The sequence below is a fragment of the Paenibacillus jilunlii genome, assembly GCF_900102965.1.
Lineage (GTDB): Bacteria > Bacillota > Bacilli > Paenibacillales > Paenibacillaceae > Paenibacillus_AQ > Paenibacillus_AQ jilunlii.
In genome coordinates this window covers 211897-229786 of record NZ_FNGM01000006.1, presented here as the reverse complement: position 1 = coordinate 229786, position 17890 = coordinate 211897, and the positions used below count along the sequence as shown (strand labels likewise).

The 17890-nt window shown below is 46.8% G+C and carries 16 protein-coding genes; 13 read left to right on the top strand and 3 right to left on the bottom strand.

Features of this window, described 5'->3' with window-relative positions:
- Positions 1-17: 17 nt before the first annotated feature.
- Positions 18-458 (bottom strand): DUF6376 family protein, encoded by a 441-nt coding sequence (locus BLQ82_RS13180; protein WP_062521980.1) that lies wholly within the window; start codon positions 456-458, stop codon positions 18-20.
- A gap of 172 nt (positions 459-630) precedes the next feature.
- Here BLQ82_RS13180 and BLQ82_RS13175 point away from each other — a divergent pair, with 172 nt between their 5' ends.
- From BLQ82_RS13175 to BLQ82_RS13165, 3 genes are all read left to right on the top strand, one after another.
- Complete coding sequence (locus BLQ82_RS13175; RefSeq protein WP_062521982.1) at positions 631-1188, top strand: isochorismatase family protein; 558 nt, start codon at positions 631-633, stop codon at positions 1186-1188.
- A 127-nt stretch (positions 1189-1315) separates the two neighbouring features.
- Positions 1316-1732: an RrF2 family transcriptional regulator gene (locus BLQ82_RS13170; protein ID WP_074648208.1), complete on the top strand. Its 417-nt coding sequence runs from the start codon at positions 1316-1318 to the stop codon at positions 1730-1732.
- 81 nt (positions 1733-1813) lie between these two features.
- On the top strand, positions 1814-2683 hold the full coding sequence (locus BLQ82_RS13165; RefSeq protein ID WP_062521987.1) for an aldo/keto reductase: 870 nt from the start codon (positions 1814-1816) through the stop codon (positions 2681-2683).
- On the opposite strand, the gene BLQ82_RS13160 is transcribed toward BLQ82_RS13165, so the two are convergent.
- Both BLQ82_RS13160 and BLQ82_RS13155 read right to left on the bottom strand, forming a co-directional pair.
- Positions 2676-3830, bottom strand: a complete 1155-nt coding sequence (locus tag BLQ82_RS13160; protein WP_157243779.1) for a sensor histidine kinase — start codon at positions 3828-3830, stop codon at positions 2676-2678. The genes BLQ82_RS13165 and BLQ82_RS13160 overlap by 8 nt on opposite strands.
- Positions 3831-3970: 140 nt before the next feature.
- Entirely contained in the window at positions 3971-4714 is a 744-nt protein-coding gene (locus tag BLQ82_RS13155) for a LytR/AlgR family response regulator transcription factor (RefSeq protein WP_244280781.1), read from the bottom strand.
- 158 nt (positions 4715-4872) lie between these two features.
- On the opposite strand from BLQ82_RS13155, the gene BLQ82_RS13150 reads away from it, so the two are divergent.
- The 10 genes from BLQ82_RS13150 to BLQ82_RS13105 all read left to right on the top strand — a co-directional run bounded on the left by BLQ82_RS13150 (position 4873) and on the right by BLQ82_RS13105 (position 17785).
- Positions 4873-5451, top strand: a complete 579-nt coding sequence (locus tag BLQ82_RS13150; protein WP_062521992.1) for an accessory gene regulator B family protein — start codon at positions 4873-4875, stop codon at positions 5449-5451.
- A complete protein-coding gene (locus tag BLQ82_RS31040; protein ID WP_143013422.1) occupies positions 5448-5591 on the top strand; it encodes a cyclic lactone autoinducer peptide in 144 nt (47 codons plus the stop codon). The genes BLQ82_RS13150 and BLQ82_RS31040 overlap by 4 nt, the downstream gene beginning before the upstream one ends.
- A gap of 40 nt (positions 5592-5631) precedes the next feature.
- Positions 5632-5910 carry a PqqD family peptide modification chaperone gene (locus tag BLQ82_RS13140; RefSeq protein ID WP_062521994.1) on the top strand — a complete coding sequence of 93 codons (279 nt, stop codon included), beginning with the start codon at positions 5632-5634 and terminating at the stop codon, positions 5908-5910.
- Positions 5911-5967: 57 nt separating this feature from the next.
- The gene (locus tag BLQ82_RS13135; protein ID WP_062521996.1) at positions 5968-7014 is read left to right on the top strand and encodes a radical SAM/SPASM domain-containing protein; all 1047 of its coding nucleotides are present in this window, start codon (positions 5968-5970) and stop codon (positions 7012-7014) included.
- Positions 7015-7296: 282 nt separating this feature from the next.
- Positions 7297-9033 (top strand): ABC transporter ATP-binding protein, encoded by a 1737-nt coding sequence (locus BLQ82_RS13130; protein WP_062521998.1) that lies wholly within the window; start codon positions 7297-7299, stop codon positions 9031-9033.
- The gene (locus BLQ82_RS13125; protein ID WP_062522000.1) at positions 9030-10790 is read left to right on the top strand and encodes an ABC transporter ATP-binding protein; all 1761 of its coding nucleotides are present in this window, start codon (positions 9030-9032) and stop codon (positions 10788-10790) included. Before BLQ82_RS13130 ends, BLQ82_RS13125 begins: the two co-directional genes overlap by 4 nt.
- A gap of 107 nt (positions 10791-10897) precedes the next feature.
- A complete protein-coding gene (locus BLQ82_RS13120; RefSeq protein WP_062522002.1) occupies positions 10898-11257 on the top strand; it encodes a BlaI/MecI/CopY family transcriptional regulator in 360 nt (119 codons plus the stop codon).
- A gap of 25 nt (positions 11258-11282) precedes the next feature.
- Positions 11283-12689 carry a M56 family metallopeptidase gene (locus BLQ82_RS13115; protein WP_062522004.1) on the top strand — a complete coding sequence of 469 codons (1407 nt, stop codon included), beginning with the start codon at positions 11283-11285 and terminating at the stop codon, positions 12687-12689.
- Between the two features lie 262 nt (positions 12690-12951).
- Positions 12952-15000 (top strand): methyl-accepting chemotaxis protein, encoded by a 2049-nt coding sequence (locus tag BLQ82_RS13110; protein WP_062522006.1) that lies wholly within the window; start codon positions 12952-12954, stop codon positions 14998-15000.
- Between the two features lie 61 nt (positions 15001-15061).
- Positions 15062-17785, top strand: coding sequence for a winged helix-turn-helix domain-containing protein (locus tag BLQ82_RS13105; protein WP_482814530.1), 2724 nt, complete (start codon positions 15062-15064; stop codon positions 17783-17785).
- The last annotated feature ends 105 nt before the right edge of the window (positions 17786-17890 follow it).

Below are 17890 nucleotides of genomic sequence, written 5' to 3'. Positions count from 1 at the left end.
GCGCTTATATGTTGCTGTTATTGCGGGGTTAGCTGGGTGATCTGGTTCAACAGCTCGCTCACCTTGTTGATCGTCTCGGGAATGCCTGTCGATTCGAAGGCGGCTTTTCCTTGCTCCAGGTTAGTTATTGCCTGATCCAGTCCTTGCTGCAGCGTGTCATTGTACCCCACAATCGATTGGTGCAGGTCTGCTGCATATTCAGGTACCTGAAGATCAGCATATTGGATAATCTGTTCCTTGAGTGCAACGAGTCTGTCTGTCAATGCCTCCCTGGCCTGCGTATCCGTGGCAGCATCGGCAGCCAGCGTATCCATTTCTTGTCCGAACTCCGTCAATGTTTGCATGTAAGTAGCTGTATCGGTGGCAAAATTGACGCTGTTTTCCACCTTTTCCGCAAACCCGCAACCCGGTACAACCAGCAAGATGAATAGCAGAAGACTTAAACCGTATTTCTTCATTCGCATCACTCCTCTTGAGTTATCGTATGTGCCAAGTTTACTGTAGTTCATACGGCCAGGGACGCTCCAGGTTGCGTGAAATTTAGGCAGATTCTCCGATTCTGGACATCGGGCCAGCATAAACCGGGCCCAATCATCCAATAAATAGGCCATTTGAAAGGAGAACCATCATTTGAATCAGATATTATTAATCATCGATGCGCAGCAGGAATTAATGGATGGGAACCAAAAGGAAAGTGCGGTATTCCATAAAGATCAGCTGATCCAGACTATTAATACAGTGATTGAAAAAGCTGAACAATTCGGTGTTGAGGCCGTATTCGTTAGGGATCTTGATGTTGCCGGGGGGAAAGGTGCAGGCTTTCAGGTGCATAATGAAATTCGTGTGCCTGCTGATGCCAAAGTGTTTGATAAAAAAGCAACGAATGCTTTTCACGGCACCGGACTTCTGCAATATTTGAAAGAGCAGCAGGTAGAACATGTAGTTATCATGGGCTGTAAAACACAGCATTGTATCGATACTTCAGTGCGGGCGGCTACCGTCAGTCATTTGGATGTCACCTTGGTTGGTGATGGACATTCTACAACAGACAGCGATGTTCTGAGCGCAGAACAAATCATCAGGCATCATAACAGTACGCTGCACGGGCACTATAATGTCGAACACTTTTCGATGGTCAGAGCCTCGGAGGAAGACCTGTTTCGTCCAACACATGACTCATATAGGTAACATAAATGGAATGCCAAGCGGCTGCACTGTCCGGTGAAGGATAATGCGGCCGTTTTCTTATGTAATTGCTATCTGAACATAAAAGATATATAGTATATTCAGAAACCAAAGGTTAGGATGAATTCTATTGTCATACTCGACAGCGTTATCACACGGGGTATCCATTTTGCTCTATATCCATAGCCTCGCAGAGGAGAACTGTACTAACTTTTTATCCACCAAAATGATTTCGGAGCAGCTTAATATTCCTGTGCCCACTACGGTAAAAGTCATCCGCAACTTGAACAATGCCAAGCTGACGATCGCCAAAGAAGGGGCAAAGGGTGGTATTTTACTGGCGAGGCCGTTATCTGAAATTACGTTATTGGATGTTTTTCTGGCGGTGGAGCCAGGGAAAGCCTTATTCAAGCTCCATACGGATGTAACGCTGCAAGGAAAAGAAGTGGACGAGGTTAAGCAAAGAATCGCAGACAGTCTGGAGGCAGCGGAGCTGGCAATGCAGAATCAGTTAAAAGAAGTAAGGTTAACGGATTTATTGGCTTAAATAGGTTAACCTCTTTTTTTGCTCAAACTAAATATAATAAATATTTAGAATATACCGTATAATCAGAAAAGGAGCATTCAAATGAATCTGCAATCAGCAGTAATACATGCAAGCAACGGAGTTGCAATTCCCCAATTGGGTTTTGGAGTCTACAAAATAACGAAGGAGAAGGAGTTCAAAACTGCGATCAGTGAGGCGATCGGGGTAGGCTACCGGCATTTTGACACCGCCAGAATCTACGGGAATGAAGAAGCGTTGGGCAGAGAGATTCATAAGAGTCAAATCCCGCGCGGGCAATTTTTTATCACCTCCAAAGTCTGGAACACAGACCATGGATATAAGGAAACAAAGAAGGCCTTTGAACGAACGATCCAGAGGCTGGATACAGCCTACTTAGATATGTATTTAATCCATTTCGCATCACCGGATTATATTGAAACGTGGAAAGCCATGGAGGAGTTATATGAAGCAGGGAGGATCAAAGTCATTGGCGTGGCAAATTTCGAGATTCAGCATCTTGAACATCTAATGAAGCATGCCACAATACCGCCGATGATCAATCAGATTGAGACCCATCCCGAGTTTCCGCAAAATGAACTGCATGACTATCTTAAGAAACATCATATATTGCACGAGGCCTGGGCTCCACTGGGGCAAGGAAACCAGGCTCTGCATCAGCACAGTGAACTAAAAAGGATTGCAGCGCAGCATCATAAAACGGTGGCTCAAGTTATTTTACGCTGGCACCTGGAACGGGGCATTATTCTGATTCCCAAATCCTCCAATCCCCAAAGAATCAAGGAGAACAGTGAGATTTTTGACTTTGCCCTGAGCGGGGAAGACATGGACAAGATCAGCCAGCTGGATACAGGCACAAGATATGCGGTTAATCCAACGGGGTATATGATTCACCCGCTTTACAATATGCTGATGAAGGTTTTTATTAAATAGAATCGCTGATCTTTGGATAAGGAAGCACAACCACGGTTTCGAATTTTCCATTTTTGGCCGTTGTTTTTAAATGACCTCCATATTTGTCGGCCGTCCGCTGCACATTGCTTAAACCGATTCCGTGCAGCCCGGGATTGTCTTTGTGGCTCAGCGGCTCTGACAGGGGGGGATCGGCCATGGAATTGCCAACATAAATAACCAGTGCATTGTTGTTCGAATGGATATGGAGTTGAATGAACCTGTTTTCGGTCCCGCTAACCTGCTGTGCAGCTTCTATGGAATTATCCAGAAGGTTTCCTAAAACAATGCATAAATCATAGCGGTCAATGTTAATTTCTGCAGCGATAATATGGATTTTGTGTTCCATGGCAATCCGGCGGTCATAAGCGATGCTAAGTGCATTGCTGATTAAGGCATCAATCGCCAGGTTGCCGGTGGTTACTTTTTGGCAGGAAGCTTCTATTTGATGCAATATCCTGTTGATATGTTCAATGCCTTCCAGAGCATGGCCTGCTTCAATACAGGCACGTATGTATACTAATTGCTTATTGGTGTCATGAATAATTCGTTTGATGCCCATAAATGAATGTACCGTCTGCTTGTAACTGATATCCTGGGCGTCCATTTGTCTTTGCAGCCGGTAATTCACCTCTGCCAGCCTAAATATTTCAATCATCCTGTCGAACAGGAAGATGATCAGAAAATTGATGCCGAGAATCCCGATCACGGACAGGATGTACCAAAGATTTATTCTGGAGTAAAAAAACAGCGTATTCAAAATGAGCAGGCTTATTAAGATAATCAGCGTCATGATGAAGTAATAGCTTTTACTGATTTTATAGTCCTGCCCCCGCTTGATCAAACGGATGAAGTTGATGAACAGCAGCATAATCAAAGCAGAAATGAACAAGATGAGCAGGCGCTGCTCCAGCCTGGATAATTGGTTTACCCCGTGCGCCGGACGAATGGCAAGGATTAAGCAATAAGACAGCGACTCCGCGATAAATCCCAGGATAAGGTACAGGGCGCTAAAAATCAGCTGGGAACCGGGCCGGACAGCGTAGAGCCGGGCAATTAAAAAGGTACTGGCCATGGTCAAAAGCCCGGTGACAGGCATGGGGAAAAAGGAAACGGACGATGTAAACAAGATTGCTCCGGCCAATAAGTAGTGAAGTATAATGATCTGCAGCTTTCGGCCTGGATTATGAAAAAGAACAGTGAAGTAGCGGTTCAACAGAATCAATTCCAGCAAAGTTGTCCCGGTGAACAATGCAGTAGGCAGTATGGCTACCCTCTCCCTTTTAATTCTTCCAGCACGTATTGGGCATAGATATCCTTGATGGCCTTCGATTGGGAACGGCCAATGGGATATTCTTCTTCATTGGACATCACAACGGTGGTGGCGGTAAATCTGCGGACATGCTCCAGATTAACGATAATGGAACGGTGAACCATCAGGAACAGGCTGCCCAGCTTGTCCGAATACTCCTGCAGAGTGCCGTTTATCATGTACTCTTGAGTTGCTGTTAGTACTTTAAGCTTGTTTTGGGCGAGTGAATGCTTGATTTTGACAATGGCGATAATTTCGGGCTTCCTCAACACGATTTGCCCGTCTTCCACCTTGATGGTGAAAAAACGGTTCGAGGAGGAAATGATGTAGCTGCACAGCTTCAGTGTTTTTTTCTTGAATAATTCATATGTAACCGGTTTGAGCAGGTATTGGAAGGTTTGAACGTCAAAGCTTTCCATCATGTATTCGGGATAGCTGGTCAAAAACATAATTTGTACGTCACGGTCTGGCAAGGAACGGATTTGCCGGGCCGTCTCAAGTCCGCTAATGCCGTTCATTTCGACATCCAGAATCAGCAGGTGATAGGTGTACTCTCCCTGCATTGCTTTATAATGCTGTAGGAGCTTTTCGCCGGAGGGAAAATAATGGACATCAAATGAATAGTTTGTCGTAACCGAAAGTTGCAAAAAGTACCGCTGCAGCTCGTTGCGAATCCCGACTTCATCATCGCACACCCCCACGTGGAACAAATCTCTCTCTCCTCTCATCTAGTGAAGTTTATGTAAGATTTGGAAGCAAACCTGACAAAAGAATGCGTTTGCATGTCCTATTATACCATTAACATACATAATGTTCCATTTAATTAACAAATACGCTATATTCGTTTTGGGGGATGTGAATGATAGATTATATTGTGAAACTGATCACGTTGCGAAGCGTCCAACAAGGCATTGTGGAAGAAAAGAATGCGCCGGTCATCCGTTACGGGCTGCAGGCCATGATCGAGGTTACAATCATCGCCATGTCTATGATCGCCATTTCTGTCTGGCTCAGGGAAATACCTGAAGCGTTGGCCTGGCTGGGAGCCATTATTGGTTGCCGAAGCTTTGGCGGGGGTTATCATGCGAAATCATTCAAAACCTGTTATTTCATTTCAGTCACTATTTTTATACTGACCCTGGTTTTTGTGGATATGCTGCCTCCCATGAGTGTGAACTCTTTTGTGGTCCTGTTGTTTGGAGGCTCTGTAGTTCTGTTTGTCTGTTTGAACCGGATGTCCCGGCAGGGTAGACAAGCGGATACAACCGGCCGCAGCACGCTGCAGAAGATATCTGTTACTGTACATATTTCATTTTACGCTTTTATCCTGTCCATGATTTTGCTGCAGCTGGCCGGTACCGCCATTTTGGCCAGTCTATGCGGCTGCCTCATTTCTCAGCTTTCTGTGCTGATCCAATTAAAGGGGGAGAATCAATGAAATTTGTCCAATGGCCCTTGAAATCGCTCACGATGCTGGCCGGGATGTTTGCTGTGCTGGGGGCCAATACAACTTGCTGGTGGATAGCTCATGAGCCGGAAATGCCGGAAGAAGTAAAAAAATTGCAAAAGCTGCAATAACGCAACACTTCGGTGTAATTTCCTATGAGGATGTGAGTGAATGAACGCAAATACGCTATTGTCTAAAGTGAATGTAATCAATGAGGATTTGGGTGAGGAATCGCTGGTGCTGGACCGCAATAACGAGATGTTCTTTTTGAACCAGACAGCCAAATATTTATGGGAACACTGCAACGGGAGAACCGTTTCTGAAGTAGCCGGCTTGCTCTATGACCAATGCCTGGATAAGGATGGATTAGTATTGAGCGATATTATCACGGACTGTCTTGGCGCATTTGAAGAACTGGAGCAAAGAGGATTTGTGAAAATCAGGAAATGAGGTGTTTGTGTGGAATTTTTGTCGCCAGCCGAAAGTTTTAAATTAGGCGGTTGTTATTTGGAAATCACCTCCAATTGCAACCTGCGCTGTCTGCATTGCTATAACGAATCCGGTGTATTGCAAAGTCAGATTGATAAGCCGACCTTTATGAATATCATTAATGATCTGCCGGATAATCCCGATACAAGCATTACCATTTCCGGCGGAGAGCCGACTACGCATCCTGAATTCTGGGATTTTATGGATGAGCTGCAAAAGAAACATTTTGGCATGGTGCTGGTGATCACGAACGGCACTTATATTACAAAGGAAGTAGCTGAGAAGTTTGCATCCTATAAAGTTGCCCTCCAATTAAGCGTAAACGGGTCGCGTGCTGAAATCCATGACCAATTATGCGGACGCGGCAGCTTTAACAAAACGATGCAGGGATTGGATCATTTAATTGAAGCCGGCATGAGCGAACGTATTCTAATCCGCAGCGTGCTTACCAGCTTCAACAAAGATGACATCGTTAATCTGCTGACAATGGTCGCTGACAAAAAGATACCCCAGGCCGAGATTGCCGGCTTGAGCAGCCTGGGCCGAAGTGAAAATAATAAAAATGACTTATACCTGGACATCCTGGAAAAATCAGCGCTTGTGGAGAGTCTGGAGAAAAATGCGAAAATTGTGGATTTGATCAACAGCGGCGTCAAAATTACACTTCCCGATGATTTTACAGGAGCCTGTCCTTTATTGAGTGGAGTGACTGAGGAAGCAGATAGAATTCCTTTAACACCGCGAATTGACTCTTCCGGTAATGTATTTCTGTGCCAATTATTTACCGATGTCCAATATTCAATCGGAAATGTCAATCAGACCAGCCTGTCTTCGATGCTGCAATCCCCCGAGATGATTAATCTGATCCGTTTTTTTCAAGTTGGACAGACCTATATGAACAAGTGCCAGACCTGTATTTGGAATCACAATTGCGGCAAGGGCTGTGTGGCAATCGCCGTGGCAAACGGGGGTTCCATTCAGGATACCGATGGCTGCTGCAAAGCGAGAACGAAATATTATGTATCCGAGCTGAACAAAAACAGAAAAACATTGGTGCCCCAGTAAAAACGGGCTAGCCACTTGAAAGGAGGTGAAGAAAATGAGCTATATCAGACCGATGATTGAAAAAGCAAGTGCTGATTCCATGATCACTCCTGCAGCATGTACTTCAGGCTTCAGTTGTCCAAAAACATTCAACTGTGGTAACTACTCCTGTAAGAGTAACTTTAAATGCGGAAATTGGTAAAAACTGGTCTATGGCATTATTGGTAATATCCATATTATGCAAAAAGAACATGGTTATTCTACATAATCATGTTCTTTTCTTTGAAAGGCAGGGGATACCCATTGAAGGAATACATATGGTTCTTAAAGATCTACTTCAGACATCAGCCGGTGACTATGGTATCCATTCTCCTGCTCTACATATTAATGTACTCGCTGCAGCCTTTAGAGCTGCTTCTGATTCAGCGGATTATTGTCAGCCTTAGCCATCAGTCTGAAATTCTGGCCATCGCCGGACTTATCCTCGCCTATATCCTCGTCTATTCATTGAAGAATATTCAATATTCTTTTTCGCTACTCTTCATAGAATTGCTTGAGAACAAGGTCGGTGCCATGCTGCAGAGAAGTCTGTTCGACGCCATTGCCAAGGCAGATTTATGCAAATTGGATCAGGCGGATTATCTGCTGCAAATCGAAAGGGCCAAGGATACGTTATGGTTTAAACTTACCAATGCCGTTAATGACGTATTTCATTTTCTGGGGTCCATTGCCGGCTTTTGTATGTCTGCTCTGATTATAGTCAGGCTGGGTGTTCTCTATTTACTGTCATTTATTGTGCTTGGACTGCTCTACAACTATTTTGTGAAGAAAAACACGAAAGAACACATCGGTTTGATGAAAAGGCAGGAGCACGAGGACCGCAAACTGAAGTATTTGAGCAATCTTATGCAGGACAGAAGCAACCAGAAAGAAATCCGAAGCTTCAAAATTTTCGATTGGCTGGAGGCGAAACGGCTCGGCAAATTTGACGAGATCAGGGATATTGATCTGACCTTCAGCAAAAGATGGACGGTAATCGGATGTATATGGTCGGGCCTGATGATTGGCCTGGAGAATAGCATTTTGCTGGTGATGTGTTATGGTGTGGCGCTGACAACGCTGACGGTCGATCAACTGATCGTGCTGAGCCAGGGCCAGGGACAGATCATCGTGGGCATCAATGCCTTTGCAGAGTTTTTCTCCGAAGCCCAAAAAAATAAGATCTATATCAAAGAATTCAGAGCGCTGATCACACCTGAAGAATCCGGGATTCCAGCCGGACCGGACCCTGCCTTAGCCAGAGCAAAAACGGTTATGGAGCTGCAGCATGTGTCTTTCTCGTATGGTGATCATTCCGCAGCATTAAAGGATATCAATCTGCGCGTCGGCAAAGGCGAAAGCATCGTGCTCGTTGGTGAGAACGGCAGCGGAAAAAGCACATTGGCCAAAATTATGGCCGGCCTGCTGAAGCCTACTGAGGGCATCGTCCGGAGGAATTGTCCCTCCGCCACCGCGGCATTTCAGGATTATGCCAAATTTGAATTCTCTATACGGGATAATGTCGGCATAGGCGATGTCGCTAACATAAATGACAACGAAAAGATCAAGGAAGCAACCGTTAAAGGCCAAATCAACCATGTCATTCAGCAATATCCTAACCGGCTGGATACTATACTGGGCAAAAAATTCGATGCCGATGGAATCGACATGTCCGAAGGGCAGTGGCAAAAGGTCGCGATCAGCCGGGCGTTTATGCGCGATGCCGATTTTATCATATTCGATGAACCGTCCGCCTCTTTGGATGCGCTGTCGGAGATCCAGCAATTCCGCAATATCGGCAAATATTTTCGCGGCAAAAGCGTTGTACTGATCTCGCACAGAATCGGAATCGCCAAGCTGGCCAACAGAATCGTGTTTATGAAGCATGGGGAGATCGTTGAAGAGGGCACCCATGCTGAGTTGATGCAGCTCAATGGCGAATACTGCAGTTTCTTTATGAATCAGGCCAAATGGTACGATACAGGAGATCAGGTCATATGAAAAATAAATTGCTGATTCATGTCCGCAACATTATGATGATCGTCAAGCTGTTTTGCACCAAAGAGCTATACTTTTCACTGGGGCTTATGGCGTTCAGCGCGCTGCTGGCCCCTCTCGGGACCTGGCTGTTTAAGCTTTTAATAGATGACCTCGCTTTCGTTCATTCGGCATCCGCCGTGACGCACAAGCTGGTGGTCATTATCGCCGGTTATACCGTGCTGAAGATCCTCCTGGAATGGTTTGAGCATATTACGGCACACATCAACAACCGCCTGAAATATAATATCAACCGGGAATTCATCAGACAAGTGAATAAGAAGCTGTCCGTCATTTCTATGGAGCAATTGGAGAATCCGGCGGTCTATGATCTGCTCGACAGGGTGCAGTCCAATGTCAATAAAGGCATATTATCCTATATCAATAACTCATTGTCTGTGGTCCTTCCTGTGTTCTCCATCATCTCCTACATTCTGCTGCTGATTAACATCAACCTGTATTTCCCCTTGATTGCGGTACTCGCTACTGTCCCTTATTTGCTGCTGATGAATGCCCAGGGAAAGAAAAGCTATTTTCAGGCCGTTGAACAAAGCAAGCCGCTGCGCCGTTTGAACTATATGTACGATGTGCTGACAAGCAGACGATATGCCAAGGAGATCCGGATGTTCGGGCTGATTGATTATTTTAATGACCGGACCGAAGAGATCAGGAAGGATTTATGGAAAGAGAAGTTCAGATTGCTGCTGCATTATACGCTGGGAGGAGCTTTTGTCGATATATTCCGGAACATTGCGCTGGGAATCTGTCTGTTGATGACCTGTATAGGCGTTCTTGAGAACAGAATGAGTATTGGCGATGTGATGCTGGTGATCACTTCAATGCACGCCATAACAGACGGCTTGAGCAGTATGGTCAATAAGATCAGTTCGATGAACAATTATACGTTGTATATGGAAGACATGATGGACTTTTTGGATATTCCTGAAGATACCGGGGGCGGGCACAAGAAAATTGTTGACGCACCCACCATTCATTTCAAACATGTCGATTTCAAATATCCCAATAGCCAGACCCATACTTTGAAAAATATTGATATAACGATAAATAAAGGCGAGAAAATTGCCTTGGTTGGGGAAAACGGATCCGGCAAGACCACTTTTATAAATGTGCTGCTGGGCCTGTACAAGCCGACTTCAGGCGAGGTTTTGATCGGCGGTGACCCGCTGGCTGACGTGATTGATGATTTCCGGACGAAGACGGTCTGCGTATTCCAAAATTTTATCAAATACCAGTTTTCGGTAGCGGATAATATCAAAGCGGGAAATTTCGGAGAAGATTTTCACAAACAATCTTTGCGGATATTCAATATGGATTCCTTTATCAGCAACCTGCCGCAGGGTCTGGATACCCAGCTTGGGCAGCTTGAGAACAACGATGTGGAGTTGTCTGGCGGCCAATGGCAGAGACTGGCGATAGCAAGGGCGCTCAGCCGGGCGGAAACCGAAATTCTGATTATGGACGAACCTACAGCCAGCCTGGACCCTAAGGTTGAAACACAAATATATGAGGAATTCTCGGCACTGTGTGAAAATAAAACTGCGATTATGATCTCACACCGCTTAGGCGTGACCATGCTGTGCGATAAGATCTATGTATTTGACCAGGGAGAAATCTGTGAATTTGGTTCGCATGCGGAACTGATGAACCGGAGGGGGAAATATTATCAGATGTATTCGGCACAAAGCTATTTGTACGCCTAATCATTTGGAATAAACAAGAATTAAAAGGATATAATTGACAATAGGTGACTACTGGAGTAGTATTGACTTATGACTACTTCAGTAGTCAATGCAAGGGAGGCTGGTATATGGAGATCAAACTGTATGATTCCGAGTTAAAAGTGATGGAAATTTTGTGGAGAGAAGGGATGCTGGCGGCAGGTGATCTGGCGGCGGTCTTGAACCGGGAAACGGGCTGGAACAGAAATACGACCTACACGGTAATCAAAAAGCTGATCGTCAAGGGAGCCATCCAGCGAACAGATCCGGGCTTTGTCTGCACCGCTCTGATTCCCAAAGAGCAGGTGCAGACTTATGAAACCAAGGAATTAATCAACAAAATGTACAACGGTTCGGCGGGGATGTTTTTTTCGGCGTTCCTCAATGAGAAGAACCTGAGCAAAGAAGACATCGACAAACTGAAAAAAATTGTGGAAAGCTTAAGCTGAGGCGGCGATGGTGGATATCCTACGGATGAGTATTTCGGCGAGTGTGCTGATCGTTCTTGTTATCCTGCTGCGGTCTGTGGCCATCCACAAATTACCCAGGTTGTTATTTATCGTTCTGTGGGGAATTGTGGTTGCCAGACTGCTGGTTCCAGTTTCTTTTCCCATTCTTCCGCAGTTATCCCTACCGGCTGAAATCGCTGAAACGACCAACCACGTGAATGCACGTACAGCAGCAGTATTCCAGATGTCCGAGCACACTGCCCTGAACACCGGGCTGCTGACCCGTGATATTGGGGTTCCGGCAGATTCAGGCGGGGGGCCGAAGCCGGAGCCGATGTTAGAGCCAGAGCTTCTGACGACCTTATGGCTTGGGGGTGCTGCTCTACTGCTTATGGCGCTAGTGGTGATCTATTACAGAAGCAAAAGGGAGCTGCGGACAGCGCTGCCTCTGCAGGGGAGCCATCCCGTTATCGAAGCCTGGTTAACCAAACATCCATTGCGGCGGACTTTGACGATATTGACCTATGACCGGATTGATACGCCGATCACCTTCGGAATATTGCACCCGAAGATTATTTTGCCCAAATCATTGGATACTGGCAACGAATCCGCAATGGATTATATTCTCACTCATGAATACATGCACATCAGACACTTTGATGCGGTATGGAAATTGGCTGCAGCCGCTGCCCTATGCCTGCACTGGTTCAATCCGCTGGTCTGGCTGATGTATCTCTACCTGAACCGGGATATGGAAATGGTGTGCGATGCAAGAGTGATCCGCAAGCTTGGTGCCGAACACAAGGCGGACTACGCCTTATGTCTCTTGGCGGTAGCAGAACAAAAAGGGAGATTCACTCCCCTGTACAGTGGCTTCAGCAAAAATGCGACTAAAGAAAGGATCGTGTCGATTATGAAATTGAAAAAACTGACGGTAGTGACGGCAGCCATTTCGCTCATTTTAATTTTGGGAGCGGTGTCTGCGTTTGCAGAACAAACGAGCGGAGAAGAAAACAGCGTGAATACAAAAAACGCTGCTGAAATGAACGCTGTGGAAAGCGGAGGCGACGCTGGAGGTGATTCAGCTGCTGCGGCAGCCTCATCGCAGGAAGACGGAACAGTGAGCGACTTTAACTATGATGCACTGAAGGATTATGTGGCCTATGGACTGACTTATGACAAAGCCCAAGACAGATTTCTGTACAATGGCAAGCATGTCCGGCTGTTCATGGACCAGGATCTTAAAAATGAAGGAAAGTTCAACAAATTTTATTATGACGGGGACGGTACGGCCGATTTCAAAGTCATCAGAGATAAAGACAACAAGGTAACTAATATTACTGAAGTGGATGAACATGAACTCCAGGCTTTAGCCAAAGTGTATGGGTTTGAACTTGGTGAGGATGGCCTGAAATTTCAAAATGCAAACTAAGGCAGTCTCCAACAGCTTACCGAAGGGACTTGCGTATAATATAAGGTAAGCTTGGTTTCTTGAATATACAGATCATTGCCGGGGGAGCTTTCTGAGCTGCTCCGTTTTTTTTATGTATCAACCGGGAACACTCATAACTTTAGTCGTAAGCAGAATGGGAAGGTTGAAGGGAATGTTAAAAAATACCTCTAAAAATATGTCGAACAATGTCGATGTAATACATAGGTTAGTTAACTATCATCAGGAAATGGGGCCATATTAGATGCAACTAAGAAGCATTAAAGCAAAAACACTACTTCTCATTATGCCGCTTTTACTTGTAATTGTTATTGGAGTATCTTCTGCAGTAATCTTTAAATCCCATAGTTTATTGCTTGATCAGACGGAGAACAGCATGGAGGAGCAACTGGCAAATACCAGTCAAAGCATTCAGAATCGGATAACCTCTCACGGTAGAGTGCCGGAAACGATAGCAAAATCCATTCAAGGTCATTACAGCAAGCTGAGCCTGATGGATTATGATGTAACTCTCAAGAACTCGCTGGAAATCAACAAAGATACCTTCGGTGTAGGCATTTATTTTGAGCCTAATTTATATAAAGCTGATACAAAGTTTGTTTCTTCCTATGCCTTTCGCGATCAGAATCAAATAACCCTTACACATGACTATAGTGACCCCAGCTACAATTATCCAGCACAAGCATGGTATAAAATTGCAACCAACCAAAAAGAAATACAATATACTGCCCCTTTCTATGATGAAAAAACGAAGTCAACCATGGTTACGGCGTCAGTTCCTGTGTATGATGACCAAGAACGGTTCGTTGCAGTAGCAACCGGAGACATAAATTTGGATACTGTGCAAAATATCATCACAGAGACACATGTAGGTGACAGTGGATGGGCGTTTATGCTTGATAAAGACGGTACTTATTTAGCCGGACCTGAGACGGATAAAATCATGAAGGTAAAACTTCAGGAGGAGCAGGACCCAGTCGTATCCACTTTAGCGAAAACGATTTTGCAAGATGGAAAGGGCGGTGCAACCTATACTTCTTCAGAAGGACTCGTTCATGTCTATTTCACAAAGCTGGAGCAGACAGAATGGATTGTCGCTCTAGCTTTGCCGGATCAAGAGCTTAAAGAAAAAGTGAATTCATTGCTTCTGCAAACTCTAATCTTTCTAATTATTGGCATGGTCCTGATTGTGGTGGTTATTCTACTCTACACTCGTAACCTGACCGCTCATACGAATCGTGTAAATTCTATGGCCGAGCACTTAGCTCAAGGGGATTTCACCTATTCCATTGAGGTGAAAACGAAAGATGAATTTGGTAAGATGGCAGAAAATTTAAATTATACAAGCAATCTTCTGAATAAAATGATGGCTAAAGTCACCGAACATTCCTTGCATGTTGCCTCTACAGCGGAAGAGCTGACGGCTAGTGCAGACCAGACAAGTATAGTGGCTGAGGATATTGCCCATACCATTCAAGCAGTGGCTGCCGGTGCCGAGACGCAGCTTGCGGGGACACAAGAAAGTGCCAGGTCGCTTGAGGAACTGGCAATGGGCATCCAACGGATTTCTGAGTCTTCGTCCGTTTTGCATGACGCTTCACAAAACACCTCACAGCAGGCGGAGCAGGGGAATGAGATCATTCAGCAGGCAGTCCATGATATGAACGAAGCCAATCGTTCTGTCTCGGTCACGGCTTGGCATATGGAGCAGCTCAGAGAGCGTTCTATAGATATAGGCAATATAATCAATGTGATAAGCGGGATAAGTACACAAACCAATCTGCTGTCCTTGAATGCCGGGATTGAAGCAGCGCGCGCTGGCGAGCATGGCAAGGGATTTGCTGTAGTTGCTGCGGAAATTCGTAAGCTATCCGAACAAACCAAAGATTCTGCTGGGAAGGTTCGAGAGATTATTGAAGAAATGCAAGGGGAGACGCAAGCTGCGGTACAATCGGTTGAAATCGGGACGAAAGCGGTTAATTCCAGCACTGTGCTCGTGGAACACGCAGGAGAAGCATTCAACGGAATTGTACTGGAAATTCAACAAATTGTTAACCAAATTCAGGAGGTATCTGCAGTCTCCGAGCAAATGTCTGCCGGCTCCCAGCAAATAAGCGCTACTATGGAGCAGCTTGCCCGCATTTCTGGAGAAGCGTCAGATGCCACCCAAAATGTTGCTGCAGCCAGTGAACAACAGCAGGCTTCCATGGAGGAGGTTTCATTCTCCGCTAAATCATTAAGTTCAATGGTTCAGGAACTGCAGAGCTTGCTTGAGCAATTCAAGATTAAATAAATTTGAAGGGAACGGCCTTCAATTATCCGCTGATGCAGAATATGCAGGAATAACGCCTTAAATGAATGCTGTTTTGTTGACGCTGCAGGAAGGCAATTATTATAATCTAGCTATGACAATAACCATTGTAGATGCAAAACTGTATATCCCCCCGGCCAGGTCAAAAGCCGTTGTCCGCCCGCGTCTGCTGGAGCGGCTTAACGAGGGCTTGCAAGGCAAGCTGACCATCCTCTCGGCCGCTGCGGGTTATGGTAAAACAACACTCGCCAGTGAATGGCTCTCCGTCTGCGGACGCAGAGCCGCATGGCTGTCGCTGGATGCGGGAGATAATGATCCCGCACGTTTTCTCACGTATCTGTTCGCCGCTTGCAGGTCAATCGGAGTGAACCTCGGAGAGGGAGTGTATGCATTGCTTCAATCTCCCCAGCCACCGCCAATCGAATCGCTGCTAACGGCACTGCTGAATGAAATTAGCTCTGAGTCTGAACCCTCCATACTTGTCCTTGACGATTACCATGTGATTTCTGCCGAACCGGTTAACCAGGCTGTTATTTTTTTGTTAGAGCACCTGCCGCCGCAGATGCATCTCGTCATCGCCACACGCGAAGATCCGGTGCTGCCTTTGCCAAGGCTCCGGGTGCGGCATCAATTGACTGAACTTCGCGCTTCAGACCTGCGGTTCAACGCCTCCGAAGCTGCTGAATTTCTGGGCAGGGTGATGGGACTGGCGCTTTCCGCTGAAGATGTCATGCTCCTTGAATCCCGCACAGAAGGCTGGGTTGCCGGCCTGCAATTGGCTGCTCTCTCCATGCAGGGGCGCAATGTCACCACCGGCTTCATCCAATCGTTCACCGGCAGTCATAAGTTTGTCCTGGATTATCTGATCGAAGAAGTGCTGCAGCAGCAGTCCACAAACATTCAGGCTTTTTTGCAGTTCACATCGGTCCTGGACAGGATGTGCGGCCCGCTGTGTGATGCTGTTCTTGGTGAAGACTCCGAAGGATCCCCTCATTCATCCGGACAACGGACCTTGGAATATCTTGAACATGCGAATTTGTTCCTCATCCCGTTGGACAACGAAAGACGCTGGTACCGCTATCACCATCTCTTTGCGGATTCGCTGCGGGAGCGGCTGTCTCAAGGCATTTGCCCATTAAAAGGGGAGGCGGAAAGGACCGTTTCTGAATTACACATACGGGCCAGTAAGTGGTATGAGGACAATGGTTTTGAGCTTGAAGCGTTTCATCATGCAGCCGCTGCCGGAGATATCAAACGCGCCGCACGGTTGATAGAAGGTGAGGGGATGCCACTGCTTTTTCGCGGAGCAGTAACTCCTGTATTGAACTGGCTGCAAGCCATGCCGGGGGAAGAACTGGATGCAATTCCTTCTTTGTGGGTGATGTATGCCTCCGCACTCCTGATGACGGGGCGGCTATCCGGTGTTGAACAGAAGCTGCAAGCTGCCGAACAAGCACTGCACGGTGCCGTACAGGACGTGAAAACCCGTGATCTTATAGGACACATTGCTTCTATTCGTGCTACGCTCGCCGTCAGCAAACACCAGGCCGATCTCATTGTTGCTGAGTCGCGCCGCGCCCTGGAATATTTGCACCCTGACAATCTGCCGGTCCGAGCAGCCGCTGCATGGACGCTGGGGTATGCTTATCAGCTCCAAAGAGAGCGCGGCTTAGCCGGAGCAGCCTATAACGATGCCTTGTCGGTCAGCAAGAGGATCGGACATGTCATGATCACGATTATGGCGACTCTTGGCCAGGGGAATATACAGGAAGCCGGGAACCAGTTACCGGCTGCGGCCGGGAGCTATCTGCGGGTGCTGGAATGGGCAGGTGATCCGCCGCTGCCGGTCGCTTGCGAAGCGCACCTGGGATTAGCGCGGATCTATTATGAATGGAACGAATGGGACACGGCTATGCTGCATGGTCAACAGAGTATCCTGCTTGCCGGGCAATTTGAAGACAGTGACCGGGAAGTTGCAGGAAAAGTATTGCTCGCAAGGCTGAAGCTTGCGCAGGGAGAGGTGAGCGAAGCGGCTGCTATTCTGGAGCAAGCGGACCATTTCGCCCGCCGGCGTCATTACTGGACACAGATTCCCCATATTGCGGCTGTGCAGGTGCCGGTAATGCTTCATCAAGGGAATCTGGAGGCAGCCGCTATCCTCGCGGAGAAGCACGGGCTTCCCCTTAGCCAGGCCAAGGTAAACCTGGCTCGCGGAGACACGGCTGCCGCATTGGCGGTGCTGGAGCCGGTGCTTAGGCAAGCGGCAGTCAAGGGGCGCCAAGACGAACGGCTTAAGGGCATGATTCTCTATGCGGCTGCACTTTATAAGTGTGGAGATCAATCCGGGGCGGCGCATACACTGGCCGAAGCTCTGAGGATTGCTGAGCCGGGCGGATGTATCCGGAGCTTTGTCGATGAGGGGCCGGAAGCTGAAAGGCTGCTGCGCGGGGCAGAACTTCCTGGGGAAATGCTGGACTATCGGAATAAGCTGCTGGTTGCATTTGCAGTGGAGACAACACCCGCCAGCCAAACGGGGTCCTCCCGGCATCAGGTCCAGTCTGATCAGCCCCTTTTCGAAAATCTGAGCGGGCGGGAGCTCGAGATACTGAAACTGATTGCCCAAGGCCTCTCGAACCGCGAGATTGGTGACCGGTTGTTTCTTGCACTCAGTACCGTTAAGGGCTATAACCGGAATATCTTTGACAAACTTCAGGTTTCGCGGCGTACGGAGGCGATAGCGCGTGCACGTACGCTGGGTTTATTGTAAAGTCCGCAATTGCTAATCCGCAGCTTTTTAACTAAAACCATACTTAAGTATCTACATGACTTTCCCCGCTGAAGCTATACTTATTGAAAATCGACATCCGGGAGG

What these genes read in the sequence shown, in the direction of transcription:
- BLQ82_RS13180 (WP_062521980.1), bottom strand. Translation starts at nt 458, where the DNA reads ATGAAGAAATACGGTTTAAGTCTTCTGCTATTCATCTTGCTGGTTGTA.
- BLQ82_RS13165 (WP_062521987.1), top strand. Translation starts at nt 1,814, where the DNA reads ATGAATCTGCAATCAGCAGTAATACATGCAAGCAACGGAGTTGCAATT.
- BLQ82_RS13150 (WP_062521992.1), top strand. Translation starts at nt 4,873, where the DNA reads ATGATAGATTATATTGTGAAACTGATCACGTTGCGAAGCGTCCAACAA.
- BLQ82_RS31040 (WP_143013422.1), top strand. Translation starts at nt 5,448, where the DNA reads ATGAAATTTGTCCAATGGCCCTTGAAATCGCTCACGATGCTGGCCGGG.
- BLQ82_RS13140 (WP_062521994.1), top strand. Translation starts at nt 5,632, where the DNA reads ATGAACGCAAATACGCTATTGTCTAAAGTGAATGTAATCAATGAGGAT.
- BLQ82_RS13125 (WP_062522000.1), top strand. Translation starts at nt 9,030, where the DNA reads ATGAAAAATAAATTGCTGATTCATGTCCGCAACATTATGATGATCGTC.
- BLQ82_RS13120 (WP_062522002.1), top strand. Translation starts at nt 10,898, where the DNA reads ATGGAGATCAAACTGTATGATTCCGAGTTAAAAGTGATGGAAATTTTG.
- BLQ82_RS13115 (WP_062522004.1), top strand. Translation starts at nt 11,283, where the DNA reads ATGAGTATTTCGGCGAGTGTGCTGATCGTTCTTGTTATCCTGCTGCGG.
- BLQ82_RS13110 (WP_062522006.1), top strand. Translation starts at nt 12,952, where the DNA reads ATGCAACTAAGAAGCATTAAAGCAAAAACACTACTTCTCATTATGCCG.
- BLQ82_RS13105 (WP_482814530.1), top strand. Translation starts at nt 15,062, where the DNA reads ATGAATGCTGTTTTGTTGACGCTGCAGGAAGGCAATTATTATAATCTA.